Raw genomic sequence first — 24,924 nt, 5'->3', positions numbered from 1 at the left:
CGCGGAGCCTGTCATCGGGCGCGCATTCGCGCGACCCGTTGGCTCATCCGGGCTACAAGCTACAAGCAAGCCATCATCATTCCATCATCGGCCGGCCGATCCAGAGCCGGTTGAGCCAGCGCACGGCCAGGTCCGGCCGCTGATCGCCTCGCAGGCGCGCCAGCGCCTCCTGATACGGGCCCACCGCGCGCAGGCGCATGGGAAGGCGGGGATAGATCCGGCGGATCCACGCCAGCGCCCGCTTCATGCTGCGCTGCTCGCGTTCGCCGAACTCAAATCCGAATTCTTCGCGCAACCGCTCCGGCAGCAGATGGGCCGTCAGCGCGCGATACCATCCGGGCACGCGCAGTCCTGTCGCGCGGCCTGAAAAGATCTGCTGCGCAATGTCGCGGGCGGCGGGGCTGACCGAAAGATTGTCCGATCGTGACATGGCCTCGGTGTAGGCCGCAAACGACGTCCAGTCCGCAGGCAAGTCGGCCGCTCGCACGCCGAACAGGGCCGCGTACAGCTTCGCCTCGGCCCAGTATTGTTCGCGCTCGCTGTTGGTGAGTGCAGGCAGCACGAGATCATGCGTCTGCAAGGCGGTCTCCACCAGCGTGGCGTGAACCCAGCGCAGCGCCGCGACCTCGTTGGCGCTGTAGCGCGAGCCGGCTTCGAAGCGGCCTGCCCCTTGCGGCAATATTCCGGTCACCGCGGCGTGACGCCGGTGCAGCCGGCGGCTTGCGGCCAGCGCCTGATCGAGCGTGCCGAACACCATCGTGAAGGTGATGTTGAAGGTCCGGTGAAACCGGCCGACCGGATCGGCAAAGGTCCTGGAATGCTCCGATATGGCGGCGGCGACCCAGGGGTGCGCCAACTGCAGCAACAGCGCCCGCCCCGCGCCAAGGAAAACCGCCGCCTCGCGGTCGACCCGCCACGTCAGCGACTCCGGGCCGAAGATTCCCTTGATCGGTCCGGCCGCCGCCGCGCGAACGGCGTCGAGACTGCTTTCGAAATCATCGGCGGACAACAACAACCGGCATGATCCTCAAGCAAACGCCGCAAACGTAGCCCGGATGAGCCAACGGGTCGCGCGAATGCGCGCCCGATGACAGGCTCCGCGACATCCGGGACAACTCTAGCATCGCTCCCCGGATATCGCTGCGCTCATCCGGGCTACGCACGCCAATTCCCTTCGGCCGCGGGCCATCCTCCCACGGGTCCGGCCGTCCCCTCACCCTCCCTCCGGCTTGATCCCGGCCGCCTTCATGATCGGCAGCAGCCGCGCTTCCTCGCTGTCGCGATAGGCCGAGATCTCCTGCGGCGTGGTCGGCCAGGTGGTGGCGCCGAGGTCGGCGTAGCGCTGTTTCACCCAGGAATCCCTGAGCGCCTTGCCGGTGAGTGCGTTGATCTGCGCGACGAGGTCGGCGGGCATGTTTGCAGGCCCGACCAGGCCGGCCCAGGAGGTGAGCTCGTAGCCGGGCAACAGTTCGGCCATCGCGGGCACGTCGGGAAGCTCCGCCAGCCGCGTCTTCGCGGTGACCGCAACCGCCCTGATCGCGCCGGAGCGCACGCTCGGCAGCGAGCCCGGCAGATTGTCGAACAGCAGATCGACATTGCCGCCGAGCAGGTCGTTCAGCGCCGGCGCGCCGCCCCGGTAGGGCACGTGCCGGACCTGCACGCCCGCCATGCTGTTCATCATCTCGCCGGAGAGATGCAGCGTGGTGCCGAAGCCGGCGGAGGCGTAGGTGTATTTGCCCGGCTCCTTCTTGAACGCCGCGAGCAGTTCCTTGAGGTCAGCGGAGAACAGGCCCTTCTTCGCGGTCAGGATGTTCGGCAATTGCCACATGCCGGAGATGAAGGTGAAGTCCTCGCGCGGTTGATACGGCAGTTTGGCGTAAGAGCCGATCGCGAGCACGTTGGAGGCGATGCCGCCGAGCCCGACCGTGTAACCGTCCGGCGGCGCCTTTGCGATCGCATCCGCGCCCAGCACGCCGCCGGCGCCGCCCTTGTTTTCGACCACAAAGGACTGTCCGGACAGTTCGCTCATCTTCTGGCAGATCACGCGCGAGAGCGTGTCGGTGGCGCCGCCGGCCGGAAAGCCGTTGACGTACTTCACCTGCCGGATCGGCCAGGCCTCTGCCGCGCGGCCCACGCGTGGCGCCAGAATTGGCGCGGCAACGAAACAGCTGATGGTCGCAAGCGCGCGGCGGCGGTCGATAGACAGCGGCATCGATGTCCTCCCCTCCAGGGCCCGCGCGCCGCGTCGCAGCTTCGCTGCTATTGCCTTCCTTCCTCCCGGTCTTAGATATCTCGACCAGAGGTGAGGCGCGTTCGGTTGACCTCAGCTTAGGAGGTGCGAGCGAAGGTGCAAAGTCCGCATTTCGCGACAAAAAGCCCGCGACAACATCGCGGGCGTTCTGCCAGATGGAAAATGCGCGCAAGCCGGCTCAGTGGCCTACACGCCGCATGACGATCACATCGCGGTGGAACGGTTGGTGAGGGAGACGATTGCAGCGCTGCCGTTGCGAGGGGCAGATTAGCGTAGCGTCATCCGCCATCATCTTTTTTGTTCTGCGTCCGACTCCATTTTGTTCTCAAAGAACGAATCGGAATCGCGAAAATCAGCGCGGGGCAACTCTTAACAACGGGTTCACTTCGCACTGTGAGATGTTGCTGCACTTTTCCGCGCGCTACGGCTCATATCGAAGCTGCGGCCGCAGCGCCCGCATCTTCTCGGCCAACCGCCGGCTTCCCGTCTCCTCCGCGCGCGCCAACTGCTTGGCGACGGCGACATGATCCTCATCGCTCTTGTGCTGGTTGAGCTTTGACTGTCCCTCGATCTGGTCGACGACGAGATCGATCACGCGGATCGAGGCCAGCATCGTCTCGCGCTTGCTGGGTTTCATCTGCGCGAGATCCCAAGGCTGTTTCGGCAGGCGCGCCTTCGAGACCGCGAGCAACGCGTCGCCATGGCCGCGGTTCTCGTCGTGCTCGCGTAAATGCGCGACGCCGGAAAAATGTACGGCCTCATAGAGCCAGGTCGAGACGTTGTCGCGCGAGGCGTACCAGTCGTTGGAGACATAGGCATCGTCACCGGAGACGATCAGAAGAAAGCGCCTGACGCCGTCGGCGAGTTCGACCAGCGGATTTCTGGCCGTGAGGTGGATCTGGATGATCACGCCGGTCTCGCGCCGCGCGATGACGAACGGCACGTGCGACCCACGCGGTCCGCGTTCATCTGCGGCGACGATGACGCCAAAGCCGCGCTCGGCCGCAAAGGCAAGCGCACGGCTCTCCTCGATGCGAAACTGGGGTCGGAGAACGTGCATGGCTTATGCGCTCGAACGGCTGGAGGGTGGTCGTCCCGGGCAAGGCTAGCCTATTCCGTTACGGGGGTCATCGACGGCCGCCCTCGGGGCAAGTAGCCCGGATGCAGCGCTGCGCAATCCGGGACCACTCTGACACCACCCCGGATTTCGTGAAGCCTTCATCGGGCGCGCATTCGCGCGACCGTTGGCTCCATCCGGGCTACGCTCGCTATAACTCACTTCATTCACTTACTTCGCGAGCCCGAGCGACTTCAGCGCCTTGCCGTTGTCCTCGTCGTCGGACTTCATGAACTCGCCATACTTCGCCGCGTCCAGATAGATCATGTCGAAGCCGCGGCGGGTCATGAACTCCTTGAACTCCTCGCTTTCCCAGGCCTTCTTGATCGCGGTCTCGTACGTCCTGGCAATCTCCGGCGGCAGGCCCTTGGGCGCGGCAAAGCCGCGCCATACACCCTTATGAAATTTGTGACCCGTCGCCTCCTCGGTGGTCGGCACGTCAGGGAAGTTCGGCGCGCGCTTGGGCGAGAAGAACACCAGGCTGCGGATGCGCCCGGCCTTGATCAGCGCCTCGGCTTCCGGCATCGAGCACGCGACAAAGTCGACGCCGCCGGCCGCCAGATCGGTCAGCGCGGTCGCGGCGCCCGTGGACGGCACCCAGCGGATCGAGGTCGGCGAAACGCCGTCGGCCTGCATCAGCCCGGCGAGCGCGACATGCCAGCTTCCGCCCTGCCCGGTGCCCGAAGCCACCACCTTGTTCGGGTTCGCCTTGATATGCGCGAACAGCTCCTTGACGTTCTTGTAGGGCGCGTCGGCCTTGACGTGGATCGCGGCAAAATCCTGGTTGACCAGACCGAGCGGCGTAAACTTCTCGAAGGTGAGATCGGTGAGCCCCGCCCAGTGCATCAGCGTGATCTCGAGCGTGATGAGACCGAAAGTGTAGCCGTCGGGTGCTGCGGTAGCGATCGCCTGGTGGCCGACCACGCCCGACCCGCCCGTGCGGTTCACGACGTTCACCGGCTGCTTGAGATCACGCTCCAGCATGATGGCGATCTGGCGTGCGACCGCGTCCGTGCCGCCGCCGGCGGCCCACGGCACGATCAGCGTGACCGGCCGCTCCGGGAAGGCCGCCTGGGCGTTTCCGGCGCCGAGCAGGGTTACGACCGCAAGCGCGAAAAGCGCAAAACTTCTGATATGGCGAACCACTTGGCGAAACATTCGCAAATCCTCCCCCTTTGTTTTTATGCGCCGGGTGCGACACCGCGACGCGCGCTTTTGCGCTGTCAGACATTCGGGCGGCGGCGCGCCGACATGTCAAGGGGAAGTGTCAGACACGCACTGCGGCGGATTGGCGGGAGCACTCCGCTAACCCGCCCGGTGTGAGACCTCATCCTTGTAACTCCAAGGGTGCCGGGCGAGGTAGAATGGCTCGCGCGGTGGCGGACGGGAGACCGGCTGAGGAGCCGCGTAGCGGCGTCTCGAAGGATGAATGGCACCAGCGGGAGCCTCATGGTTCGCGGCGCGGAGCCTGTCATCGGGCCGCGCTATGCGCGGACCCGGTGGCGCCTCCTCACCATGAGGGTTTAATAGCCAGCGCCGATTTCTATCGCCGTGCGTCGGGCGGCTTGACCAGCCTCTTCTTCCACAGCCGAAACCCGCCCTCGAACGCATCGACGTTGTCTCCGCGCCGGACCTTGCGCGGCAAATGATCGATCTTGTCGGCGTTTCCACCGCCCAGCATGACGTAATCCGGCTCCAATGCGGCAAGCAGGCGCTTCAGGACGTCATCGACAGCACGTTGCCATTTCTTTTTTCCAAGGCGCTTGAGAGCTGCGGCGCCGACCCATTGCTCGAACGTCTTGCCGTTGCGGTACGGCAAGTGAGCCAGCTCCATCGGCTCCAGGATGCCCTCCACGATCATCGCGGAGCCAAGACCGGTCCCCAGGCCCAGGAACAGCATCCGGCCGCCCTGGTAGCTGCCGACCCCCTGCATCAACGCATCGTTGACGACCTTCGTCGGGCGACCGAACGCCTTTTCGAAATTGAAACCGGCCCATCCGCGACCAAGATTGTGAGGCTCCGACAAGGGCCGGTTGTTAATCACAGGCCCCGGATACCCAATCGAGACGACATCATAGGACCAGTCTTTCGTCAGCGCCTTGATCTTCCTCACCATCGCTTTCGCAGAAAGATCAGGACCAGACATAAACGCGCGTTTGGTTCGCTCCTTGTCGGTCATGAATTTTACGCGCGAACCGCCGATGTCGATCGCCAGGATCGTTGGTCGCGATGCACGCTTGCCCGCTTTTTGCTTGCTCGTTTTCTTCGTCATGAATTCGCGCCCTGCGCTGCCGGACGAGCACAATTGTAGCCGATACGCTGCCGAGGTAGAAAAAACAAACAGCACGCAGCTTTGTTCTCCATCCGACTCCACTTTGTTCGCAAGGAACGAATCGGAATCGCGCAAATCGGCGCGAGCCAATTCTTAACAACGCGTTTGCGTCGTGCTCACGTAGCAAGTAGCCAGAATGGAGCGAAGCACAATCCGGGACCACGCTAACACCGCTTCGTCCGGGCTCCAATTTACCGTTGCCGTTGCGCCAGATAGAATCCCGCCAGCACCGTCACCAGCCCCGCCGCCTGCAGCGCGGTCGGCCGCTCGCCGAGAATGAGCCAGCCTGCGAGGATCGTCAGCGCCGGCACGGTCGCCGGGAACACCGCGGCGCGGGCGACGCCGATGGTCTGGATCGAGAACGCAAACAGATACAGCGCGGCGGGGCCGGCCAGGATACCCTGCGCCAGCGCCTGCAGCACGTTTTCACCCAAGCCAAATGTCGCCACGCGGGTAAACCCGCCGGAAGCGGCATAGATCGGCAGCAGCGCGAGCGACAGCACGCTGATGACGGTGGCCGCCGAGAACGCGTTGACGCGCCAATGCCGCAGCAGCGTGCCAAACACCGCGAACATGAACCCGGTCAGCACGAACAGCAGGTCGCCGAGGATGCCGTGCGAACCGATATGGCCGATCGACTCCGCGCCGATCACTGCGAGCCCGCCGACGATGACGACCGCCCCCAGCAAGCGCGAGGCCGGCACCCGCTCGCGCAGGAACACCGCGGCGAGCAGCAGGCCGCCGAGCGTCGCGCTGGACGGCTGGATGACGCTGCCATGGCCCAGCGGCACGAACAGAAAGCCGGTATAGCTGATGAGCGACATCACCGGCCCGCCCAGTACCATCAGCACCAGTCCGCGGCCCCAGCCGATGCCGCAGAGATTGCCGATGCCGGCACGAAGCACCAGCGGCAGAAAAGCAATGCCCGACCACAGGAAGCGGTGCATCAGCAGATCCGGCGGCGTGAATCCGAGTTTCAGCCCGTGCCGTGTCGCCACGAAGCCGAGCGCCCAGAACAGCGCCGCACCCGCGCCGCAGGCCACCCCGAGCAAGGCCGGCTTCGCATCGGATTTTTGGGCTGAAGCATCGGCGCCGTGGGTCGGCTCATTCATCGCGGACGCTTAACTTGGCCCGCATGGCGGTTCAACCCACACCCATGCAGGGCAGACGGGCGCGTTTCCGGACCGGCCTTTCGGAATTCGTCATTCACGCGCGATGGCTGGCGCGCTACGCTAACTCACCCTGGTCGCGGGAAGGATCGCCATGAACGGAAATCGATATTACGGGGTTCGGGTCGAGGGCGCGAAATACGGCGTGGGCTTTGGCTCGGCACTCGCCATCGCGATCTCCTATACCAACAACCACTCGATCCTCTGGGCCATCATCCACGGCGTCCTGGGCTGGCTCTACGTGATCTACATCGCGCTGTTCGGGTCGTAGTCGCCCACAGCAAGCGAGTAGCCCGGATGAGCGAAAGCGACATCCGGGCCACTGTAACGCCGCGCCGGATATCGGCAGAGCCTGTCATCGGGCGCGCATTCGCGCGACCCGTTGGCTCATCCGGGCTACGTTCTCTCTGCTTCGTTCAGGCCGCCTTCGCTACCTTGTCCGGCGCCGCGGTTTCCATCGCGCGCATGTAGAGATCGAGCAGGCTTTCACGCTCGTCGCGCTCGTCCTGGTCCTGTTTGCGCAGCTTGATGATCTCCTTGAGGATCTTCACATCAAAGCCTTCGCCCTTGGCCTCCGCAAACACTTCCTTCTTCTGCTCGTTCAGCTCGGCCAATTCGCCATCGATGTTCTCGATCCGCTCGACGAAAGAACGGATCTTGCCGCCGGGAATGGTGACGTCAGACATGGTGCCTCCCTGTTTAATGAGGTTGTGAAAATGCCCGCAAACAAATAACCAATGTGTTAACCTCGGAAGGTTCCCGCACCGGCAAATCAGATAATCCCCAGACGAAACATGAACGTCATTTCGATTCAGTCGCAGGTTGCTTTCGGCCATGTCGGCAACAGCGCCGCCGTATTTCCCATGCAGATGCACGGGATCGACGTGGTGGCGGTGCCGACCACGCTGCTGAGCAACCGGCCCGGATACCCGACCATCCGCGGCCGCGTGCTCGATGCGCAACTCGTTGCCGATCTGCTGCTCGGGATCGAGGAGCGCGGCGCGGTCGATGCCGCCACGATGATCCTGTCCGGCTATCTCGGCTCAGCCGACAACGCCAAAGTGGTCGCGGATTTCGTCGCACGCGCCAAGGCCAAAAATCCGGCGCTACTTTATTGCTGCGATCCCGTGCTTGGGGATCGCGACCGCGGCCTGTTCGTTCATGCCGACATTCCGCCGCTGGTGCGCGATCTGCTCTGTCCGCTGGCCGATATCGTCACGCCCAATCATTTCGAGTTCGAATGGCTGAGTGGCGCGAAGGCCGCGAGGATCGATCAGCTGCTCAAGGCAGCGCGCGCCTTCATGGCGCGCGGGACGGTCGTCATCACCAGCGCCGAGCTTGCCGACACGCCCGAAGGCGAGATCGAGAGCCTGGCCGTCGAGCGCGCCAATGCATGGCGCGTGCGCACGCCAAAATTGCCGATCAGCCCGAACGGCACCGGCGACCTGTTCGCAGCGCTATTGGTCGCCGCGCGCGTCCGCGGGTCCGGCACGCCGGACGCGCTCAGCCACGCTGCCTCCGCCATCTTCGCCGTATTGGAACGCACGGCTGCACGGGGTACCGAGGAAATGCGTATCGTCGAGAGCGCGGAGCAGCTCGTCCACCCGGAGCGCAAATTCGAATGTATCGCGATCACCCCGTAGCCCGGATGGAGCTCAGCGCAATCCGGTATCACTCCAACACCACCCCGGATTTCGCTTCGCTCCATCCGGGCTACTATCCGCAGGACGAAAAATGAGCCGCTTCTGGAGCAGCCTGACGCACGACCTGAAACCCTATGTGCCGGGCGAACAGCCGCGCATCGCGGAGCTGGTCAAGCTCAACACCAATGAAAGCCCGTTTGGTCCTTCGCCACGCGCGCTGGAAGCCGTTCGCGCCGAGGCGGCGGATACGCTGCGCCTTTATCCCGACCCGCAGGCGTCCGCCTTGCGCGCCGCCCTGGCCACCTACCATCAGGTGCTCCCGGAACAGGTGTTCGTCGGCAACGGTTCGGACGAGGTGCTGGCCCACGCCTTCGCCGCGCTGCTCAAGCATGAAGCTCCGTTGCTGTTCCCCGATATCACCTACAGCTTCTACCCGGTCTATTGCCGCCTGTTCGGTATCGCGTTTGATGCCGTGCCGCTCGATCAGGCCATGCAGATCCGCGTTGCCGATTATCGAAGGCCGGCCGGCGCGCTCATCATCCCCAATCCGAATGCGCCGACCGGCGTTGCGCTGTCGCGGGCCGATATCGCGACGCTGCTGGAAGAGCATCCCGACGCGCCAGTGGTCATCGACGAAGCCTATGTCGATTTTGGTGCCGAGACTGCGATCCCGCTGGTCGAGTCCCACCCCAACCTCCTGGTCGTTCAAACCATGTCCAAGTCCCGCGCCCTGGCAGGTCTGCGGGTTGGCTACGCGATCGGCGACGCCGACCTGATCGAGGCGCTCACCCGCGTGAAGGACAGTTTTAACTCCTACCCCCTCGGCCGTCCCGCCCAAGCCGGCGCCATCGCCTCGCTGGAGGACGAAGCGTATTTTCAGCAGAGCCGCGCCCGCGTGATCGAAGGCCGTGTGCGGCTGAACGGCGGCCTCGTCCAGCTTGGCTTCGAAGTGCTGCCCTCATCCGCCAACTTCGTCTTCGCGCGGCATCCGGCGCACGAAGGCGCGGCGCTGGCCGCCGCGCTGCGCCAACGCGCGGTGATCGTCCGCCATTTTTCGGCGCCGCGCATCTCCGACTATCTGCGGATCACCGTGGGCACCGGCGGGCAAATCGACCGGCTGTTGTCGGCCCTGTCGGACATCACGGGCAACGCGTAAGGCGGGTCGGAGCCGACTGGTCGTTCAGGCTCCGGCGTGCGGTTGCCCTACGTCCGGCTGGTCGCCCTTAACCGGCGGAAGCATCGGTTCAAGGATATTGAACAGCACGTAGTTCCAGAAGCGCCCGAACGTGGTGCTTGGGACCACGCGCGAAAACCGCGAATTCGTCGGTGCGAGGCAGAGCGGAGTCAAGGCAGCGCCGTACTGCAACGCCTTCCCCGCGAGCAGTCGACCTTCCTTGTCAACCACGTCCTGATTACCCTGCGCCTCGACGGCGCGTTTCATGATGTCCTTGACGTCGTTGACCGTTGCATTCGAACTGGTTTCCAGCTTGCTTTGCGCGTCGCGGTCCAACTTGAACTCTGCGGTTGCCGTCAAAATGCTGGTCACCTGACACACGTAGCCGCCAGCATGGATATATCGCATTGCCATTTGGCTGCAGGGAGGCCGCTCCATCAGCTTGCCGAAAATCTGCCAGTTGGCGCCGAGCGCAATCTCTTCTACCCGGACGTCCGTGAGCGAATAATTCACCTTCACGACATAGTTGTTGTTGACGCTGCCCTTGAGCAGCCATCCGATATCAATGCTGATCCCCGTAGCGAGCTGTCCCTTGCGTTCGAGACTTTGTTGCAGCTCCACGCTGGGAGACGAGCGCAGGAATTCTCCAACGTCCTCCTTGTCGGCTATGCATATCGGAAAGAAGTGCTTCGCTTCGGAATCGACGTAGTAGAGCGACCCGACGGTCATCAGGGTGGTCGGCGGATTCTTTGGGATGAATCCATATTCCCGCAATGTGTCTCCGAGCTGATCATCGCCGGGCTTTTGGAAGGAATGCGCCGCCAACGGCGCTCCCACGACGACTGCCGCTAACGCAAGCATGTACCTGATGCGCATGACCGCCTCCTCTCTCTCAGGCGTTCGTTCAAAATCTTGATCAGCCGGGGCAGCAGGCGCCACCACATGCGCGGTACCCCCCAGGGCAAGCAGATGCCGAGGTGACAACACACGTTGTCGCCAGGATCACTACGAGTATTCTGAAGATAATGATTGCACGCATGGCCGGTCTCCCTGATCAACGCAAACTAGGAATGGCACTTTGCTCTCAACCACCGGTATCGTTGCCCACACTTGCTACCTCGCGTGTGAGGCAATTCACATTCTGGCCACAATAATTAGCTCGGCGAAATCCTTTGGGACGCCCGCGTGCGTGTTCTCAAATCGCAGCATCCAGGCCGGATGAGCCCACGGTCGCACGCATGCGCGTCCCGACGACGAGCGCAATTGCGCTCCCGCAGTGTTGATAGGCTGCGCGACATCCGGGACCGCTCTGGCATTCCAACGCGAACAAACCGCCGCAGCTCAACGAGCGAAGGCGGAAGCGATACCTATCAATGGCTGTTCGTGGCTTCGATGGATAGCAAATAGCTCAATCCATCCTGCGTCCTAGCTGCGTTCCTCGGCGGAAGTGAAAAATTTCGTTCCATCGAAAAAGCGGTTCGGACGATTGAACACGGAGAGGAACGTCGCGCCGTGGGGCGCATGCGCGACGTGGATGTTGCCGCCCGGTCGCCATACGAAGTCGCCCGTGCCACAACTGCCCTCCGCATCTTCCAGCGATCCTTCGAGCATGAAGGTCTGTTCGAGCGCCGTGTGCTCGTGCAGCGGCACGACCGCGCCGGGCGCCATCCTGAACAGGATGGTCGAGCGCCCTTCGTCGTCCTTGTAGAGGATCTTCATCTCTATGCCGTCGAACTCCGTTCGCTGCCAGGGCATCGACGAGGCGGCGACGAAGGTCGACCGAAGTTCGGGCGGATTGACGGGCGAAGGCTTGTTCATGGTTCTCCTCCGAAAAAAGCTGCCAATTGCGATCCTGTCACGAACTCAAAAGCTGGCGATCAAGAACCTGTCAACGCCCAACCGCTTGGCCCTAAGGGCCCGCCTGCCCCTACACGGCAATCACCGGCTGTTCGGAAATCGGGTGGCTCGGTTTGAAGCAGGTGCGAAGGTGATATTCACTCACACGGAGTAACAAATATGGCCTTTCGTATCCTAGGACTGCCCGCCAACAATTTCACTCATCTTTTTGCCTTGTCTGATCGCGACCTTGCAGCGCAAGGCGGCGTGCGCCGGACAGCCGATGGTAACTATCCCTGCCGCGTTAGCCTGACGGACTCGCAGCCAGGTGAGGAGCTTTTGCTGGTCAATTACGAGCATCATGCCGTCGACTCGCCGTATCGAATGCGGTTTGCGATTTTTGTGCGCGAAGGCGATCAGACCTACGATGAAGTGAATGAGATTCCCGAACAACTGCGAAAGCGCACGCTTGCTGTAAGGTCTTTCGACGCGAACGGAATGATGGTCGATAACCGGTTAGTCGATGGGCAAGAGATCGAGCCGGTCATCGAAAAGTTGCTGACCCCGTCAAAAGTCGCTTATCTGCATGTTCACTTTGCGGCAGCGGGCTGCTACGCCGCAAGAGTGGAGCGGGCCTAGCCATATCGGCGCCGGACGCGAAATTGGTGCATTGCCGGATCAATCCCTAAAGCGTGGGCTCGATCGCGGCCCTGACCACCGCTTCGCTCAGGAGATCTCGTAGACCGACACCTTGTCCGCGATGCCGGTCAGCGCCACGCGCCGCGGCGCTGGCTTCAGCCCGCTGGTCTCGAGCAGGGCCCGGGCATGCGCGTTCTCCACCACCGATTCCGTCACCACGATCGAGCGCGAGGCCGCAAGGCCCTGGACGCGCGAGGCGATATTGACCGTCTGGCCAAAATAGTCCTGCTGGCCATTGAGCGTGACCGCAAGGCATGAGCCTTCATGGATGCCCATCTTCAGGCGAAGGCTCTGGTGCTGGCGCTCGGCGCCGAGATCGCTCATCGCCTCGCGCATGCGGATTGCCGCGGCAATGGCGCGGTCGGGCGTCTCGAAGGTCGCCATCACGGCATCGCCAATGGTTTTCACGATCGCGCCCCGTTCGGACGCGATGATCTCCTGCAGCAGCCTGAAATGTTCGTTGACGAGATCGAAAGCCGTGAGGTCGCCGACCCGCTCATAAAGCTCGGTGGAATCCTTGAGATCGCTGAACAGGAAAGTCAGGCTCAGGATCTTGAGGCGCTGGCCGATGGCGAGCGTGTCGGTCCGGTAGATATCCCGAAACGTCTGATTGGTGAGGAGTCGCGTTGCCGTGAGAACCGGCTTCCGTCGCGTCAGGAGGTCGTCCAGCGCCGCGTTCGCCACCCACACCGCCGGCAACACGCGGCCTTCGGTGCGGTTGTCCAGGGCGACGCGCAGCGGCCCGGGGCGCAAGGTGACGGTGTCGACGGGAACCTGGACCCTGTTGAAGATCACCGACAGGCTCTGCCGCTCGCTGGTCTCCTCGCCGCTGACTTCCAGGAACTGCGCCGCATGCGTCACCGGATCGAACACGATCAACGTGCCCTGCGGCACCTGCAGCGAAAGGATGGCCCGCTCTCCTGCCGGCAGGTCGACGATTTCGAGCGTGACGTCGTCCAGCAGCTTCTCCAGATCATCAGGAAGATCGATCGCCGAACTCCAGAAGATCTGGCGATAATATTCGGCCGCAGACAGTTCGTCGGGATCATGGGCCGCGATCTTCCGCACGCGCGGGCTTACCGTAAAAGTCACCTCGACCAGGTTATCGAGCGTCGTCTCATAGCCCGCGGCGCAGAAAGCGCAATTATACTGCGCGCTGTTCAGGGTCTTCAGGCTTTTATTGGCTGAGAGAACCCCGGCGCAGCTCGGGCACATCACGTTCCATGTCATCTCGAACATGCCGAGCCCCACCGCATTCAGCAGCGTTGCGATGACCCGCTCTTCGTCAATGCCTTGCGTGCTTGCAAGATCAAGCGCGTTCATCTTGTTCAGGGCATGATCCGGGGCATCCCGCACCATGCGCTCGAGCATATCGACAACGGCCTCGTCGGACGATTGACGGAGCGCCGCAAACAAAGTCTCGGTTTCACTCATCCGACAATGCTACCTGAAAGTAGGCAGCCCGAACACCCGCTAACCCATCACATCCGCGCACCGAAACACCGAACCCGACCCTCCCGGCCGCAAATACGCATCAAGACAAAAAGCCCGCGACAAAATCGCGGGCTTTTTGCAATCTGTCGCGCTCAAACGACGATGGAGCTATCGGTCAACGAAAGGCGCGACCGCGGTCAGCGCGTGGCGCGACCGATGGTCGGGGCTGGCGCGGCCGTCTCGGCCGTCCGTGTCTTCCGCGGTGTCAGGACGCTCAGTTGATGCGCGGTGACCGTGGAAGTCAGCGCCGGCGACTGCTCCTTGACATCAGCGGCACCCAGCACGCGAACCTGCACGGACGATATCGGCAGTCCCTTCGTTTCATAGCTCGGCAACTCCGCCGCAAAGGAGGCAGTGGCAGCCGCAATCGAGAGCGCGGCGGTGGCGATGGAAAGGTAGGTCTTCTTCACTTGAATTCTCCGGACGACAAGGATTCGAGGCCGTAATCTATACCCCCTTTGCTGCATTGCGATATCACAATATCGCATTGCAACAATGCAGCACCCCATACTCAATTAATGGTGAGGGGCCAACCGGTTAGCAGAAAATCCTGTCGTTCATTCCGGAGGCGTGCGGCGAGCCGCGCGGCACGGTGGTAACGCCGCGCAAATTGGGACTGGCACGTAGTAAGTACGGTGGTGGGGGCGGATCAGCCGAACCCGTCCACCTGCTGCCAGACGAGCGAAGGCGAACGGCATCATCCGCCGTACTCGAACTGCCTCAACCGAGCGGGAGAAGAGCATGCAAGTAGCAGTCGTCGGTGCCGGAGCGGTCGGATGCTATTATGGCGGACTGCTGCTGCGGGCCGGGCATGACGTGACGTTCATCGGCCGGCAGCCGCATGTCGACGCCATCAACGCCCATGGCCTGCTGCTCGACACCAAGACTTTCAACGGCCACCTGCCCGCCAAAGCCGCGACCGACGCAACCGCGCTTGCCGCGCCCGGCCTGGTGCTGGTGTGCGTGAAGTCGGCCGATACCGAGCAGGCCGGCCGGTCGCTGGCCGGACGCGTGCAGCCGGAAACATCCGTGCTCAGCCTGCAGAACGGCGTCGACAATGCGCCGCGTCTTGCCGCGGTCATTGGCCACGCCGTCATTCCTGTCGTCGTCTATGTCGGCAGCGAAATGGCGGGACCCGGCCACGTCAGGCATCACGGCGGTGGCGACCTCGCCATCGGCCCATCTGCCGCAAGCGAAGCGCTGGCGCAAACGCTGGCAGCCGCCGGCATCGGCATCACGATCGCCGACGACATCGACAAGACGCTGTGGAGCAAGCTGATCATCAACTGCGCCTTCAACGCGCTTTCTGCCGTGGCCGATATTTCTTACGGCCCGATGCTGGAGGTCGAAGGCACACGGGATGTCGTCACGCGCGCGGTGCAGGAGGCGACAACGGTCGCCCGCGCCTGCGGCGTATCGATATCAGACGATCTCCTCGCGCATATCCTGAACATCCCGGCGATCATGCCGAACCAGATGTCGTCCACCGCGCAGGATCTGGCACGCGGCAAGCCCAGCGAGATCGACTTCCTCAATGGCCATGTGGTCGCAAGGGCGCGGAGCTCGGCATTCCGACCCCGACCAATCATGCGCTGCAGGTGATGGTGAAGCTCACCGAACGGGGCAAGGCAATGTCCGCGCAACGAAAGTAACAGAAAGGGAATCGGCCGTGCTGAGCAGAGCGACCCCCGAACGACTGAGCTTCTTCTCCGATGGCGTGTTCGCCGTCCTGATCACCGTGCTCGTGCTGGAATTGCGGCCGCCCGAAACTCCGACCATCGCGGCGCTGATGGCGCTCTGGCCAACCTGGCTCAGCTACGCGGTCAGCTATCTCTTCATCGCCATCGTCTGGACCAATCACCATTACCTGATGCGCTACGCCACCGAGGCGACGCCGCGGCTAATGTGGTTCAACTTTGCGCATCTGTTCTCGATGTCGCTGCTGCCGCTTTCCACCGCCTGGATGGCTGTCAGCGAACTGGCCCCGCAACCGGTCGCGTTCTATGCGGCCGTGTTCTTCCTGGTGAACGCGACCTATATCGCCTTGATCTGGGATCTGATCGAGCGGACGCCCGGCACCACGATCACGCCAAAGGCGCGCCGGATCATGCGGATACGGTCGCTGACGACGCTCTGCAGCTTTGCCCTCGCCGCCGTGGTCGCGTTGAAATATCCGCTCGCCGGGCTCGGCATCTGCATCTGTTGCCTGATCGTCTATCTGAAGCCCGAACCGCCGGGTGCGGAGGGACCGGGTGCAGAGAACCAGCCTGCCAACGGCTAAGGATATCGCAAGGCCATGTAGCCCGGATGAGCGTTAGCTACATCCGGGACAACGCCAATACCGCCCCGGATTTCGTTATCGCTGATCCAGGCTACGGCGGCTGCAAGCGGTGGCCGCCTACGCGACCAGCCGCTTCTCGAGAATCTTGCGAAAATCGGTAGCCAGGCTGCCATAGTAGCCGGCCAGCACCTCATAAAAGGACTGCTCGGCCTTGTCGGTTGCTGCCCGCGCCTGCTGTTCGCAGCGCGAGGCTTTCGTCTCGTACTTCTCAACCTTGGTCTTAAGCTCAGCCACCACCATCGTCGTCACTCCCCGCCACGCACACCCCTAGGATGCTAGGCCGGCAAAGGTCGAAAAGATGGCAAGGCTGAGGAGATTTCGTAGCGCAGCCGTGAGCAAGTCGTGACGGACCACGCCGGCCGCCTATCGCGCCGGCACCGGCGCCGGTGGCCGCAACAAGCGTGACCGCGCCGCCCCTGTCGCAGCCGGCCGCTTCGCCGCGACGCGCTTTCCGCTATCGATCGATTCCAGATAGGACGTCAGCGCCCAGGCCGAACTCGAACTGCTGGAATAGTGTTTCTGTAGAAACAGATAGAGCGTGAGGTGAAAGCGCCCCTTGGCGAGCCCACGCGGGCTGCGATGGCAGGATGCGCAACTTTCGGCAAACAGTTTTGGCGCCGGTTTGCCCTGATCGAGATTTTGCGCAACAGCCACCGATCCGCCCAGCGCGACTATCGTCGCAAGAACAAGCAGACCGCAGCGCGCTTTCATTGGCGACATCAGTTTTTCCGGACGGAGCGGATGAGCCGCCTTGCAAGAAGGCGGAAGATGGCAAGCGAAGCGCAATCTGCTGTCCAGGCGTGGCGAAAAATGGGTGCGCTTCCGCCATTATTGCGCTTGAATCGGGGCATGAAGCAGTAGCTCGGGTGAGCGCAGCGATATCCGGGATAGCGTGGACACCGATCCCGGATATCGCTTTCGCTCATCCGGGCTACAATTACGCTTCTAGTACGGCGGCTTTCTCTTCTCTCGCTGGGCCCGTGCCGCCTCAATCCACCACGCGAGATCATCGGCAAAGCGCGGAAACGCGTGCGACAGCGCCTTGCCGCCCTCGCCTGCCGGCTTGCCGTCTTCGGTCAGCGTCTGCGCAATCGGCCCGACGGCGATCGAGCTCGAAATCACCACCATGCCCATTTCCGAAAGCGTGCCGTGCCATGCCAGCGCTGCGCGCGCGCCGGAGAAGCGGCCTGCCGAATAGCTCGCAATCGCCGCAGGCCGCCAGAACCATTCCTCGAGAAAATGGTCGGTGAGGTTTTTCAGCCCCGGCTGCATGCCCCAATTATATTCGCCGGTGACGAACACAAAGCCTTCAGCGGTGCGAATCTTCTCGGCAAGTTTCTCGAGCACATCAGGCGCGCCGCCTTTCGGATGTTCCTTGTACATCCGGTCCAGCATCGGCAGGCCGATCGCCTTGGCGTCGATCAGTTCGACATCGTCGCCGCGCGCGGCAAACCCGTCGACGAGGTATTGCGCCAGCCGGATGCCCATGCGGTCGGACCGGTAGGAGCCGTAAAGAACGAGAATGCGATTTCCCATGACGCCTGCCCCTCAAGACATTGAGGAAGCAGTCGAACCATGCGGCTCCTTTCCATGCAAGACCGGAAGCCTGCGGCCAATGAATGACCGTCGCTGCGGATGTCGCCTTCGCTCGTTCGGGCCACGCACAAAATGCCAACAAAAAAGCGGCCTTGCGGCCGCTTCATTGCAGTGGCGCGTCCGGCTCTATCAATAACCGGGCCCATCATAATAACCGTAGGAATCGTAATACGGCGCGCCTGCAATGGCAGCCGCTGTTCCGGCGGCTATGCCCGCCGCAACCCCGACGGGCCCGGGGCCGTAATACGCGCGCGGCCCGTAGCCGCCATAGTAGTAGCTGTGGTCATGACGGCTTGGCGTACGCACGCCGTACCCGCCGCGCAGATAGTTCGAGTTCGGGTAGTTGAACCCGATCATACCGGGCTCCTGGGTCGCTTCCTGCGACATCGCAGGCGTCGCAAGCGCCGTCGCCAGGATCGCGGCCGCGCCGAGCAGTGTCAGTTTCGTCATCGCTCATTCTCCATCTCAATATGAGAGCGAACGGGCGAGATGAGATGCTGGTTCCCGAGCTCGGTGTCACGGCGCCGTGAGTTTTGGAGGCGATCGCTTGCCTGTTGCCCGCAAGAGAAAAGGCCGGCGGGCGTTACGCCACCGGCCTTCTCTTGCAACTGCCGGCTCGGAAGGTCCGGTTCCGCTGCGATTCCATGCCTAAAACTTCACCACCACAGCATTAAGAAAATCTTAAGAGTCGGATGTGAGGTGCATCACGGATTGGCAGAACCTTCGGGCGTTAGCTTCGTACCAATAAGAGCAGCTTCGCTTTGGAGCACAGGAGGCCAACATGACGCAGGTTTATTTCCACTGCTCGAACTCCCGGGAAGTCCGGATCGATCGATCTGGCGAAGCGGTGAGCGACCTCGCCGAGGCACGCGACCGTGCAGCCGGCATCGTCCGCTCGCTGATCATGGGACGCGACGAGGAAGACTGGCGCGACTGGGTCGTGCATGTCAGCGACGATTTCGACGACGAGATCTTCGTTCTGCCGTTCGCTTTCGTCCTCGGCAAACCGCACTGAGAGGTTGCCATGCTGCCGGCGCGCCCCCCCTTCATGCCGCTGCTCCGTCGGCTCGATGCGCTCATGGCGCGCTGCCACCGCCTGATCGCGCGCGCCCGCGACCCCTATCGTCCCGAGCGGCATTACATGCGCGGCCCCGGCCCGAAATGGCACGCCAGACATCGCGCTGACATCGCAGGCATTACCCTCTAAAGACGCGGCCGATCGCGCAGCCGGCGCGTTCTGCGCCGATCCATAAAATTCCTTAATCCCCTTCGCACTCCTTTGCGCGCCGGTTCCAGTATGCGGAACCCGCAGCCTCAACCTCTCCACGAGATCGCCTTGCTTTGGTCAAACCTCGCTGGCCGTGTGCGGCTTGGACAAGGCTTTCTGGGCAGAGGATTTTCCACGCTGCAAAGCATGCTCGCCGCCTGATGCGGGGGACATTGAGCAAGGGACCGCCAATGCAATCCATGCCACCGCTGAAAGAGACCGATCCGCACGACGTCTTCGCAATCGAATCGCTGCTGCACGCGCATGCCGAAAAGGCGCCGCCGCTGGCGCATGATCCGGCCGCCCCTTCAGCGGCGCCGCAAGTCCACGTCGCGCCCCTGATTTCGGTCGGCGCTCCGACTCCGCAGATCGAACCGACGTTTCGCGACCCCGATGTGCACGATATCCAGGTTGAGAATGTCAGGCCAAGCGAGATCAAGGTGGATGGTCTCAAGCCTCTCGGCGCACAACCGATGTCCAAATGGTCGAAGCGCGTGATCATGGCGCTGCTCGGCCTGTGCGGCGCCACGGCTGCCGCGGCTTGGCAGCATTATGGCGATCAGGCCACGGCGATGGCCGCCGAATGGGCGCCGCCCTTCGTGCTGGCCGCATTGCCTTCGGCAAGCAGGCCTGCCGTCGCGGAGCAGCCGAGCGCTCCGGCCACTGAAGCCGCCACGACCGATCAGACCGCCGAGCAACCGGCAGCCGCGGCAGCACCGGCTCAACCCGCCCCCGCTGCCCCGACGGCCACTGCTGCGGCCGCTCCTTCTGCGGAATCGAGCCAAATGCAATCGATGGCGCAGGATCTGGCCACGATGGGCCAGCAGGTCGAGGAACTGAAATCGACCATCGCGCAGCTCAAGGCGAGCCAGGCCCAGATGGCGCGTGAGCTTGCCAAGGCTTCAGAGGCCAAAGTGGGCGAAACCAGGCCTGCCGAGCAGAACTTGCGGCCCAGGGTGTCGGCGCTGACGCCGCCTCCTCCGCAGCGGCCGGCCGCTCCGCCGCCCGTGCGTAAACCGAAGCCGGCGGCCTTTTCCTACTCGCCCGCGCCGGTTGCCGCCGCTCCCGTAGCGCCGCTCCCGCCGACGCCGGCTGCCGCGCCGTTGCCGCCAGCACCGCCCAAGCAAACGATCGCCGACGACGGCGAGCCGGTGGTGCGCCCGCCGATGCCGCTGCGGTAGCGGCCGGATTCGACAAAGCCAGCCGGCGGCGCATTCGCGCAACCGGCTTTGCTGCTTGCATTGCCTTCGGATGGGAACTCAGCTCTGGTGCGGTCCCCGCATCATCTTCATGGCGTCCTCGATATGACGCCACTCCCTGGCTTCCTCGGCCTCGCCGTTGCTCTCGCAAGCCAGTGCATTGTGGGCGGCCTGCGCAATCGCGCTAAGGCCGTGCTTCTCCATCATCTGGCGTGCAATCGTGTGGATCTGCATTTCCGAGATCATGTCGCTCTCCCAGGGTTCCACCAGTCCACGCCGCAGCGTTTCGATTCCCAGCGGCTTCGTCGTGGAAACTGCCGAACCGAAAGTCTCGTTCCTTCCGTTGTGACAGATAATTTTCGGACAAGTTTAGGGATCGCGCGGTTCCATCTGCGGTCCCCGTAATATCCCGTCCGCAATCTCCCCGAATATCAAGCCGGTCTTCCGACTGGTATTTTTCGGCGTGAGTCGCAATCGCGGGAGTCGGACATGGCCAAGGTCTATTTTCACTACTCCAATTCCGAGGGCGTATGCGTCGACCAGCGTGGCACCGCCGTCGGAAACCTGACCGAGGTGCGCAACCACGCCGCCCGCGTCGTGCAGTCGCTGATAACGACGCAGGGCCCGGAAGACTGGCGCGACTGGACACTGCATGTCAGCGACGATCTCAACGACGAGATCTTCGCCCTGCCGTTTTCATCCATGCTCGGCAAGCTGCATTGAGAGGCCGCCATGCTGGTCATGCAACCGCTGCTCCGACGCCTGACAGAGATCGTGATTCATTGGCACAGGCTGCTCGACCTTGCCTGCAACCCCTACCGTCCCGAGTTGCACTACATGCGCGGCCGCGGCCCGAAATGGCGCGCGAAGCACCAGGGCAGCGCGATTTAGTAGCGGCGTAGCCCTCATTCGCAGGATGGGTCGAGCGAAGCGAAGCCCATCGTGATTGCAAACCGCGATTGATGGGTTTGGCTTCGCTCTACCCATCCTACCGATCTACAAATCCCCGAGCTCCGGCGGCTCGAACCAGTTCGTCAGCGACAGGCCGCCGTCGATCACGATCGCGGCGCCCGTGACGTAGGCCGATATCCGGTTCGACAGCACCGCCAGCGCCAGCGGCGCAAGGTCCTTGGCCTCTCCGAGCCGGCCGAGCGGAATGTGTCTTGCGAGCGCGGGATCGGCGACGAAGCCGCCGGCCGCGATCGCGCCGGGCACCAGCGCGTTGACGCGGATGCCGAAGCGGCCGAACGTCTTGGCCAATTCCTTCACCAGCATCGAAAGCCCTGCCTTCGACGTCGAGTAATGCGGCAGGTTGCGCGGCGTGCCGGCATGCAGCGAGGTCAAGATCAGGAACGAGCCGGGCTGTTTGTCGGCGATCAGCTTGCGCGCCAGTTCGCGCGACAGATCGAAACCGGCTTCAAGGTTCACCGCATGCATCTTCGCCCAGGTTTCGGTGCTGACGCCAAGCGCATGATCGGCCTCCCGCCGCGGCGGCGAGGCGCTGTGCACGAAATGCGTCACGCATCCCAGCACGTTGGCTGCTTCCGTCAGCAGCGCGTTGCGGGCGGTGGGCTCGGCGAGATCGCCGAACCACGGCATCGCCAGTTCCGGCCGAGCCGAGCCCTTGATGGCCGCCGTTACCGTCTCCCGATTGATATCGGCAAAAACCGTTCGCACGCCCGCGCCGACCAGGGCTTGCGCGATCGCGCGGCCGATTCCGTTGCCCGCGCCGGTAACGAGCGCCGCCTCGCGAGTAGAATCGAATGGCGTGTCGAAGATACTCATGACGCTCGGCTCCCGAAGACGTTGCAGGCGGCCCGCAGTCCGCCATCAATTGCGGTCTGGCGCAACCCGTCTTCAGCCGCAATGCTCCATACAAAAATGGGGCGGACCCGCCATGTCCGCCCCATACGTGCCCGGATGTCTGGAATTGATGCGCTCGGAATCAGGACCCCGGCGACCATTTCCAGATGATATCAGACACGTTGACCGGTTTCGGAATCAGGCCCAGCTTGGCAAAGCGATCGGCAATCGCCTGCTGACTCTTTACGGCCTCGTCGTCGACAGGCACGACGCGGTAGCTTGAGCGGGCGACAAAGCGTTTGACTGCGTCGATATCGACACCGGTCGCCTCGGCTTGCGCCTTCGCCACCTCGTCGTGATGGCTGTCCGCCCACCGTCCCTCCGAGGCAAAGACAGCGTTGAGCTTCGCCACCAGCGCCGGGTGCTTGTCCACGAAGTCCGACCCCGCGATATAGAACGCATTGGGCTTGTGCACGTCCTTGTCGAACGCGATGATCCGCGCATTCTCCTTTAGCTCGGCCAGCGCCAGGTACGGATCCCAGATTGACCAGGCATCGACCGAGCCCTTGAGGAAGGCTGCCGTCGCATCGGCCGGCGCGAGCGGCGCCGGGGAAATATCGCCATAGGAAAGCCCGGCCTTCTCCAGCGCCGCGACCAGCAGATTATGCGCGCTCGATCCCTTGCCGAAGGCGATGCGCTTGCCTTTGAGATCGGCGACCGTCTTGATCGGCGAGTCCTTGGGAACGATGATCGCCTGGTTGTTGCCGTCCGATTTGACGGCGGCCACGTATCGTATCCTCGCGCCACCGGCCTGCGCGAAAATCGGCGGGGAATCGCCGACGAAGCCGAAATCGACGGCGCCGACATTGATGGCCTCGAGCAGCGGCGGCCCGAATTGGAAATCCACCCACTTGATCTCGATGCCGAGCGGCTTGAAGACGTCCTCGACCGTGTGACGCTGCCGCACCGCCGGAAAGAACCCGCCCTTCTGCGTGCCGATACGGATTTCGGTTGGCTTGTCCTGCGCCTGCGCGGGCGATATCGCGAGCGATGCAAGGATCAAGGCGCCGGCGATGATATTTCTTCTCGTGGTCATATGTTCTTCCTTTCTGACTTGATCGAGCCACCGGCTCACGACTGCGAATGCGTGCTGGTTTGCCTGCCGCCCAGCACTGCCCTGGCAGCGCGCTCCGCCTCGCGGGCCGAGCGGAAATCGCGGCCATCGAGACGATCGAAAGCGCGCTCGGAGGAAAAGAAGGTGAAGCCGTGCTCGTCGCCTGCGACGATACCGGCGGTACGGTTGTGAACTTCGATGATGTAGGCTTTGGACATGGCTGTTGCTTCGCCGACAATGTCGGCGCTCCTGTCGAACGTGTGATCTCCGGGTTTGCTAGGGGAGGATCAGCAACAGGCGCCGGTCGCCGCCGAGACGCAGCGGCGGGTGATGCGCTTACGCATATCGCCCACGGCTGGCTTTGGATGCAGTCTCATGCGGTGACCCCAAGCACGAAAAGTTGCATCAAATATCCGGCGGTTCGCCGAATTGGTCAATGAAATGGGCGTCCAATCTTTTCACCGCGACGTCAGCGCTTTTCTCTGCAGGCGCTGCAAAACGGACGGATCCATCTCGCGGGGGCCATGGCGCGAAAATACCGGCGCGCGCTGCTTCAGGCACGCGCATGACCTTACCCGCCCGCGCGAGGCGCGTTCCGCGCCTTGCGGTGGATCAATTCGGCACATCGCTGCACCGTCAGGTTGCTTCCACCTCGCCCAAAATCGTCCTAACCTTGCGCCGTAACCGGCGGGCCCATCATGCGAACCCGCGTTCGAAAAGTCGCTCACGTTCTGGAACGCCTTGGGCTTGCGATGGCAGGCGCGGCGAGCGGGTTGTTTGTGGCGGCGCTGGTGGGGACGAGCCACGCCGCACTCACCAATCAGGCCTTCCTGCTCCTGATGATGATCGGCGGTGCCGTCGGCTTCTATCTCGGCATCGATACGCCACCCTTGCCCTTCAACGCATCGAACGGCCGGCCCGCCGATGGCACCTGGGTCGGCAAGATCGATACACCTGAACTGCTCAGCGCGATCGGTACCTTCCTCGCGGCATTCTCGGCGTTCGCTTGCGTCGGCGTGATCGTGCTGCGACACGATCCGCATTTGGTATGGATATCGATGATCATGGCCGGATGGGTGGTCGGCGTCGCCATGCAGATCATCGCCGGCACAATTGCCCGCCTGCGCCGCTGACGGGCAGCAGGCCGACTGCATTCACTGTCAGCTCTCGTCCTCCAGCGTCAGCACCAGGCCGGTCAGCGTCGCCCCGATGCCGAACATCAAGGCGTAGGTCGTGACCAGCATCACCGTGGTCTGAACAGGCGCGCCGCTTTTTGCGATGAGGTCTCTGACATGAAAGGCATCGATCAGGCTGAGCAACAGCACCAGCGACAGCCCGAGCGCCACGCCCATCAGGAAATGGGTCAACAGCGCCTTGAAGAGTGATTTTTCTGGACGCATGGGACGCCGTGCCTTCGGCATAATGCCCGAGCCAACGCACGGCTGTTGGAACTGGTTCCTGCGCGCAAGAAGAGAATTCGTCGCTGCGGCGCATCAGCGGCCCAGGGCGTTTGCAAAGCGTTAAGCAAGCGCTGCCAATGAGCATCGGCATTTCCCAAAATCTCCACAATCCTCTTTAGGAAGAAGAAGGCATTCGCTTTCGAGACAAGGAGAAATTCCCATGCGGCTAGGGCAAGCAATCCTCTTCGGTTCGGCGGCCGCCCTCCTCACCTTGGCAGCACCGACACTCGCCAGAAATTCCAGCGCGAATTCGCACACGGCGAAGGCAACCGAAGCGCCCGCGGCTTCCTCCTGCCACGCCTACCAGCAGTCGGCCGACGGCTCGTGGGCGCAACTGCCCTGCCAGGCGATGGATTCCAAGGCCTCAGCTCAATCCCACGCCGCCGCAAAGAGCGCGACCGAAGAAACGCGATAACCGCGGACGACAGG

At 63.0% G+C, this 24,924-nt stretch carries 33 protein-coding genes; 13 read left to right on the top strand and 20 right to left on the bottom strand.

Features of this window, described 5'->3' with window-relative positions; genetic code table 11:
* Positions 1 to 76: 76 nt before the first annotated feature.
* From ACPPVP_RS21440 to ACPPVP_RS21415, 6 genes are all read right to left on the bottom strand, one after another.
* Positions 77 to 1,015, bottom strand: coding sequence for an oxygenase MpaB family protein (locus tag ACPPVP_RS21440; protein ID WP_426524133.1), 939 nt, complete (start codon positions 1,013 to 1,015; stop codon positions 77 to 79).
* Positions 1,016 to 1,213: 198 nt separating this feature from the next.
* On the bottom strand, positions 1,214 to 2,212 hold the full coding sequence (locus ACPPVP_RS21435; protein WP_426524131.1) for a Bug family tripartite tricarboxylate transporter substrate binding protein: 999 nt from the start codon (positions 2,210 to 2,212) through the stop codon (positions 1,214 to 1,216).
* A gap of 460 nt (positions 2,213 to 2,672) precedes the next feature.
* Positions 2,673 to 3,311 carry an FMN-binding negative transcriptional regulator gene (locus tag ACPPVP_RS21430; protein WP_426524129.1) on the bottom strand — a complete coding sequence of 213 codons (639 nt, stop codon included), beginning with the start codon at positions 3,309 to 3,311 and terminating at the stop codon, positions 2,673 to 2,675.
* Positions 3,312 to 3,539: 228 nt separating this feature from the next.
* The gene (locus tag ACPPVP_RS21425; protein ID WP_426524127.1) at positions 3,540 to 4,526 is read right to left on the bottom strand and encodes a Bug family tripartite tricarboxylate transporter substrate binding protein; all 987 of its coding nucleotides are present in this window, start codon (positions 4,524 to 4,526) and stop codon (positions 3,540 to 3,542) included.
* 385 nt (positions 4,527 to 4,911) lie between these two features.
* Entirely contained in the window at positions 4,912 to 5,640 is a 729-nt protein-coding gene (locus ACPPVP_RS21420) for an ROK family protein (RefSeq protein WP_426537985.1), read from the bottom strand.
* Between the two features lie 251 nt (positions 5,641 to 5,891).
* Positions 5,892 to 6,812, bottom strand: coding sequence for a DMT family transporter (locus ACPPVP_RS21415; protein ID WP_426524125.1), 921 nt, complete (start codon positions 6,810 to 6,812; stop codon positions 5,892 to 5,894).
* A gap of 151 nt (positions 6,813 to 6,963) precedes the next feature.
* On the opposite strand from ACPPVP_RS21415, the gene ACPPVP_RS21410 reads away from it, so the two are divergent.
* Positions 6,964 to 7,140 carry a hypothetical protein gene (locus ACPPVP_RS21410; RefSeq protein ID WP_426524123.1) on the top strand — a complete coding sequence of 59 codons (177 nt, stop codon included), beginning with the start codon at positions 6,964 to 6,966 and terminating at the stop codon, positions 7,138 to 7,140.
* Positions 7,141 to 7,285: 145 nt separating this feature from the next.
* Here ACPPVP_RS21410 and ACPPVP_RS21405 read toward each other — a convergent pair whose 3' ends face one another.
* On the bottom strand, positions 7,286 to 7,555 hold the full coding sequence (locus ACPPVP_RS21405; protein WP_426524121.1) for a DUF2312 domain-containing protein: 270 nt from the start codon (positions 7,553 to 7,555) through the stop codon (positions 7,286 to 7,288).
* A 108-nt stretch (positions 7,556 to 7,663) separates the two neighbouring features.
* On the opposite strand from ACPPVP_RS21405, the gene pdxY reads away from it, so the two are divergent.
* Together pdxY and hisC are read left to right on the top strand one after the other, a co-directional pair.
* Positions 7,664 to 8,512, top strand: a complete 849-nt coding sequence (gene pdxY, locus ACPPVP_RS21400) for a pyridoxal kinase PdxY (RefSeq protein WP_426524119.1) — start codon at positions 7,664 to 7,666, stop codon at positions 8,510 to 8,512.
* Between the two features lie 91 nt (positions 8,513 to 8,603).
* Positions 8,604 to 9,668, top strand: a complete 1,065-nt coding sequence (gene hisC, locus ACPPVP_RS21395) for a histidinol-phosphate transaminase (protein WP_426524117.1) — start codon at positions 8,604 to 8,606, stop codon at positions 9,666 to 9,668.
* 24 nt (positions 9,669 to 9,692) lie between these two features.
* Here the strand turns inward: hisC and ACPPVP_RS21390 are convergent, their stop codons facing one another.
* Both ACPPVP_RS21390 and ACPPVP_RS21385 read right to left on the bottom strand, forming a co-directional pair.
* Entirely contained in the window at positions 9,693 to 10,562 is an 870-nt protein-coding gene (locus tag ACPPVP_RS21390) for a hypothetical protein (RefSeq protein WP_426524115.1), read from the bottom strand.
* A 549-nt stretch (positions 10,563 to 11,111) separates the two neighbouring features.
* Positions 11,112 to 11,504 (bottom strand): cupin domain-containing protein, encoded by a 393-nt coding sequence (locus ACPPVP_RS21385; RefSeq protein ID WP_426524113.1) that lies wholly within the window; start codon positions 11,502 to 11,504, stop codon positions 11,112 to 11,114.
* Positions 11,505 to 11,702: 198 nt separating this feature from the next.
* Between ACPPVP_RS21385 and ACPPVP_RS21380 the strand changes: the two genes are divergently transcribed.
* On the top strand, positions 11,703 to 12,161 hold the full coding sequence (locus tag ACPPVP_RS21380) for a DUF1203 domain-containing protein (protein WP_426524111.1): 459 nt from the start codon (positions 11,703 to 11,705) through the stop codon (positions 12,159 to 12,161).
* An 87-nt stretch (positions 12,162 to 12,248) separates the two neighbouring features.
* On the opposite strand, the gene ACPPVP_RS21375 is transcribed toward ACPPVP_RS21380, so the two are convergent.
* Together ACPPVP_RS21375 and ACPPVP_RS21370 are read right to left on the bottom strand one after the other, a co-directional pair.
* Complete coding sequence (locus tag ACPPVP_RS21375) at positions 12,249 to 13,655, bottom strand: adenylate/guanylate cyclase domain-containing protein (RefSeq protein ID WP_426524109.1); 1,407 nt, start codon at positions 13,653 to 13,655, stop codon at positions 12,249 to 12,251.
* Positions 13,656 to 13,852: 197 nt separating this feature from the next.
* Positions 13,853 to 14,125, bottom strand: a complete 273-nt coding sequence (locus tag ACPPVP_RS21370; RefSeq protein ID WP_426524107.1) for a hypothetical protein — start codon at positions 14,123 to 14,125, stop codon at positions 13,853 to 13,855.
* 331 nt (positions 14,126 to 14,456) lie between these two features.
* Here ACPPVP_RS21370 and ACPPVP_RS21365 point away from each other — a divergent pair, with 331 nt between their 5' ends.
* Together ACPPVP_RS21365 and ACPPVP_RS21360 are read left to right on the top strand one after the other, a co-directional pair.
* Positions 14,457 to 15,317: a ketopantoate reductase family protein gene (locus ACPPVP_RS21365; protein ID WP_426524105.1), complete on the top strand. Its 861-nt coding sequence runs from the start codon at positions 14,457 to 14,459 to the stop codon at positions 15,315 to 15,317.
* A gap of 67 nt (positions 15,318 to 15,384) precedes the next feature.
* Entirely contained in the window at positions 15,385 to 15,996 is a 612-nt protein-coding gene (locus ACPPVP_RS21360) for a TMEM175 family protein (protein WP_426524103.1), read from the top strand.
* Between the two features lie 117 nt (positions 15,997 to 16,113).
* On the opposite strand, the gene ACPPVP_RS21355 is transcribed toward ACPPVP_RS21360, so the two are convergent.
* The 4 genes from ACPPVP_RS21355 to ACPPVP_RS21340 form a co-directional block, all read right to left on the bottom strand.
* Complete coding sequence (locus ACPPVP_RS21355; RefSeq protein WP_212418709.1) at positions 16,114 to 16,296, bottom strand: hypothetical protein; 183 nt, start codon at positions 16,294 to 16,296, stop codon at positions 16,114 to 16,116.
* A 123-nt stretch (positions 16,297 to 16,419) separates the two neighbouring features.
* Positions 16,420 to 16,776 carry a cytochrome C gene (locus ACPPVP_RS21350; protein WP_426524101.1) on the bottom strand — a complete coding sequence of 119 codons (357 nt, stop codon included), beginning with the start codon at positions 16,774 to 16,776 and terminating at the stop codon, positions 16,420 to 16,422.
* A 225-nt stretch (positions 16,777 to 17,001) separates the two neighbouring features.
* On the bottom strand, positions 17,002 to 17,592 hold the full coding sequence (locus ACPPVP_RS21345; protein WP_426524100.1) for an NADPH-dependent FMN reductase: 591 nt from the start codon (positions 17,590 to 17,592) through the stop codon (positions 17,002 to 17,004).
* A 189-nt stretch (positions 17,593 to 17,781) separates the two neighbouring features.
* Positions 17,782 to 18,102 (bottom strand): hypothetical protein, encoded by a 321-nt coding sequence (locus tag ACPPVP_RS21340; RefSeq protein ID WP_426524099.1) that lies wholly within the window; start codon positions 18,100 to 18,102, stop codon positions 17,782 to 17,784.
* A gap of 331 nt (positions 18,103 to 18,433) precedes the next feature.
* Here ACPPVP_RS21340 and ACPPVP_RS21335 point away from each other — a divergent pair, with 331 nt between their 5' ends.
* From ACPPVP_RS21335 to ACPPVP_RS21325, 3 genes are all read left to right on the top strand, one after another.
* The gene (locus ACPPVP_RS21335; protein ID WP_426524098.1) at positions 18,434 to 18,667 is read left to right on the top strand and encodes a DUF6894 family protein; all 234 of its coding nucleotides are present in this window, start codon (positions 18,434 to 18,436) and stop codon (positions 18,665 to 18,667) included.
* 33 nt (positions 18,668 to 18,700) lie between these two features.
* Positions 18,701 to 18,859, top strand: coding sequence for a hypothetical protein (locus tag ACPPVP_RS21330; RefSeq protein ID WP_426524096.1), 159 nt, complete (start codon positions 18,701 to 18,703; stop codon positions 18,857 to 18,859).
* Positions 18,860 to 19,110: 251 nt separating this feature from the next.
* Positions 19,111 to 20,100 carry a hypothetical protein gene (locus ACPPVP_RS21325; RefSeq protein ID WP_426524094.1) on the top strand — a complete coding sequence of 330 codons (990 nt, stop codon included), beginning with the start codon at positions 19,111 to 19,113 and terminating at the stop codon, positions 20,098 to 20,100.
* 78 nt (positions 20,101 to 20,178) lie between these two features.
* Here ACPPVP_RS21325 and ACPPVP_RS21320 read toward each other — a convergent pair whose 3' ends face one another.
* Positions 20,179 to 20,364: a hypothetical protein gene (locus ACPPVP_RS21320; RefSeq protein ID WP_426524092.1), complete on the bottom strand. Its 186-nt coding sequence runs from the start codon at positions 20,362 to 20,364 to the stop codon at positions 20,179 to 20,181.
* 243 nt (positions 20,365 to 20,607) lie between these two features.
* On the opposite strand from ACPPVP_RS21320, the gene ACPPVP_RS21315 reads away from it, so the two are divergent.
* Both ACPPVP_RS21315 and ACPPVP_RS21310 read left to right on the top strand, forming a co-directional pair.
* Positions 20,608 to 20,841 (top strand): DUF6894 family protein, encoded by a 234-nt coding sequence (locus ACPPVP_RS21315; RefSeq protein ID WP_426524090.1) that lies wholly within the window; start codon positions 20,608 to 20,610, stop codon positions 20,839 to 20,841.
* 9 nt (positions 20,842 to 20,850) lie between these two features.
* The gene (locus tag ACPPVP_RS21310) at positions 20,851 to 21,009 is read left to right on the top strand and encodes a hypothetical protein (protein WP_426524088.1); all 159 of its coding nucleotides are present in this window, start codon (positions 20,851 to 20,853) and stop codon (positions 21,007 to 21,009) included.
* A 105-nt stretch (positions 21,010 to 21,114) separates the two neighbouring features.
* Here ACPPVP_RS21310 and ACPPVP_RS21305 read toward each other — a convergent pair whose 3' ends face one another.
* From ACPPVP_RS21305 to ACPPVP_RS21295, 3 genes are all read right to left on the bottom strand, one after another.
* The gene (locus tag ACPPVP_RS21305) at positions 21,115 to 21,903 is read right to left on the bottom strand and encodes an SDR family NAD(P)-dependent oxidoreductase (RefSeq protein ID WP_426524086.1); all 789 of its coding nucleotides are present in this window, start codon (positions 21,901 to 21,903) and stop codon (positions 21,115 to 21,117) included.
* A gap of 160 nt (positions 21,904 to 22,063) precedes the next feature.
* Positions 22,064 to 23,017, bottom strand: a complete 954-nt coding sequence (locus ACPPVP_RS21300; RefSeq protein ID WP_426524084.1) for an aliphatic sulfonate ABC transporter substrate-binding protein — start codon at positions 23,015 to 23,017, stop codon at positions 22,064 to 22,066.
* A 35-nt stretch (positions 23,018 to 23,052) separates the two neighbouring features.
* On the bottom strand, positions 23,053 to 23,253 hold the full coding sequence (locus ACPPVP_RS21295; protein ID WP_426524082.1) for a hypothetical protein: 201 nt from the start codon (positions 23,251 to 23,253) through the stop codon (positions 23,053 to 23,055).
* 480 nt (positions 23,254 to 23,733) lie between these two features.
* Here ACPPVP_RS21295 and ACPPVP_RS21290 point away from each other — a divergent pair, with 480 nt between their 5' ends.
* The gene (locus tag ACPPVP_RS21290; protein WP_426524081.1) at positions 23,734 to 24,168 is read left to right on the top strand and encodes a hypothetical protein; all 435 of its coding nucleotides are present in this window, start codon (positions 23,734 to 23,736) and stop codon (positions 24,166 to 24,168) included.
* A 27-nt stretch (positions 24,169 to 24,195) separates the two neighbouring features.
* On the opposite strand, the gene ACPPVP_RS21285 is transcribed toward ACPPVP_RS21290, so the two are convergent.
* Entirely contained in the window at positions 24,196 to 24,435 is a 240-nt protein-coding gene (locus ACPPVP_RS21285) for a hypothetical protein (protein ID WP_426524079.1), read from the bottom strand.
* 220 nt (positions 24,436 to 24,655) lie between these two features.
* On the opposite strand from ACPPVP_RS21285, the gene ACPPVP_RS21280 reads away from it, so the two are divergent.
* A complete protein-coding gene (locus ACPPVP_RS21280; RefSeq protein ID WP_426524077.1) occupies positions 24,656 to 24,910 on the top strand; it encodes a hypothetical protein in 255 nt (84 codons plus the stop codon).
* The last annotated feature ends 14 nt before the right edge of the window (positions 24,911 to 24,924 follow it).

It is taken from the genome of Bradyrhizobium sp. McL0615, from assembly GCF_049993905.1.
Classification (GTDB): Bacteria; Pseudomonadota; Alphaproteobacteria; order Rhizobiales; family Xanthobacteraceae; genus Bradyrhizobium.
Note: the sequence above shows the minus strand (reverse complement) of the source record. Positions and strands in the feature narration are given on the sequence as shown.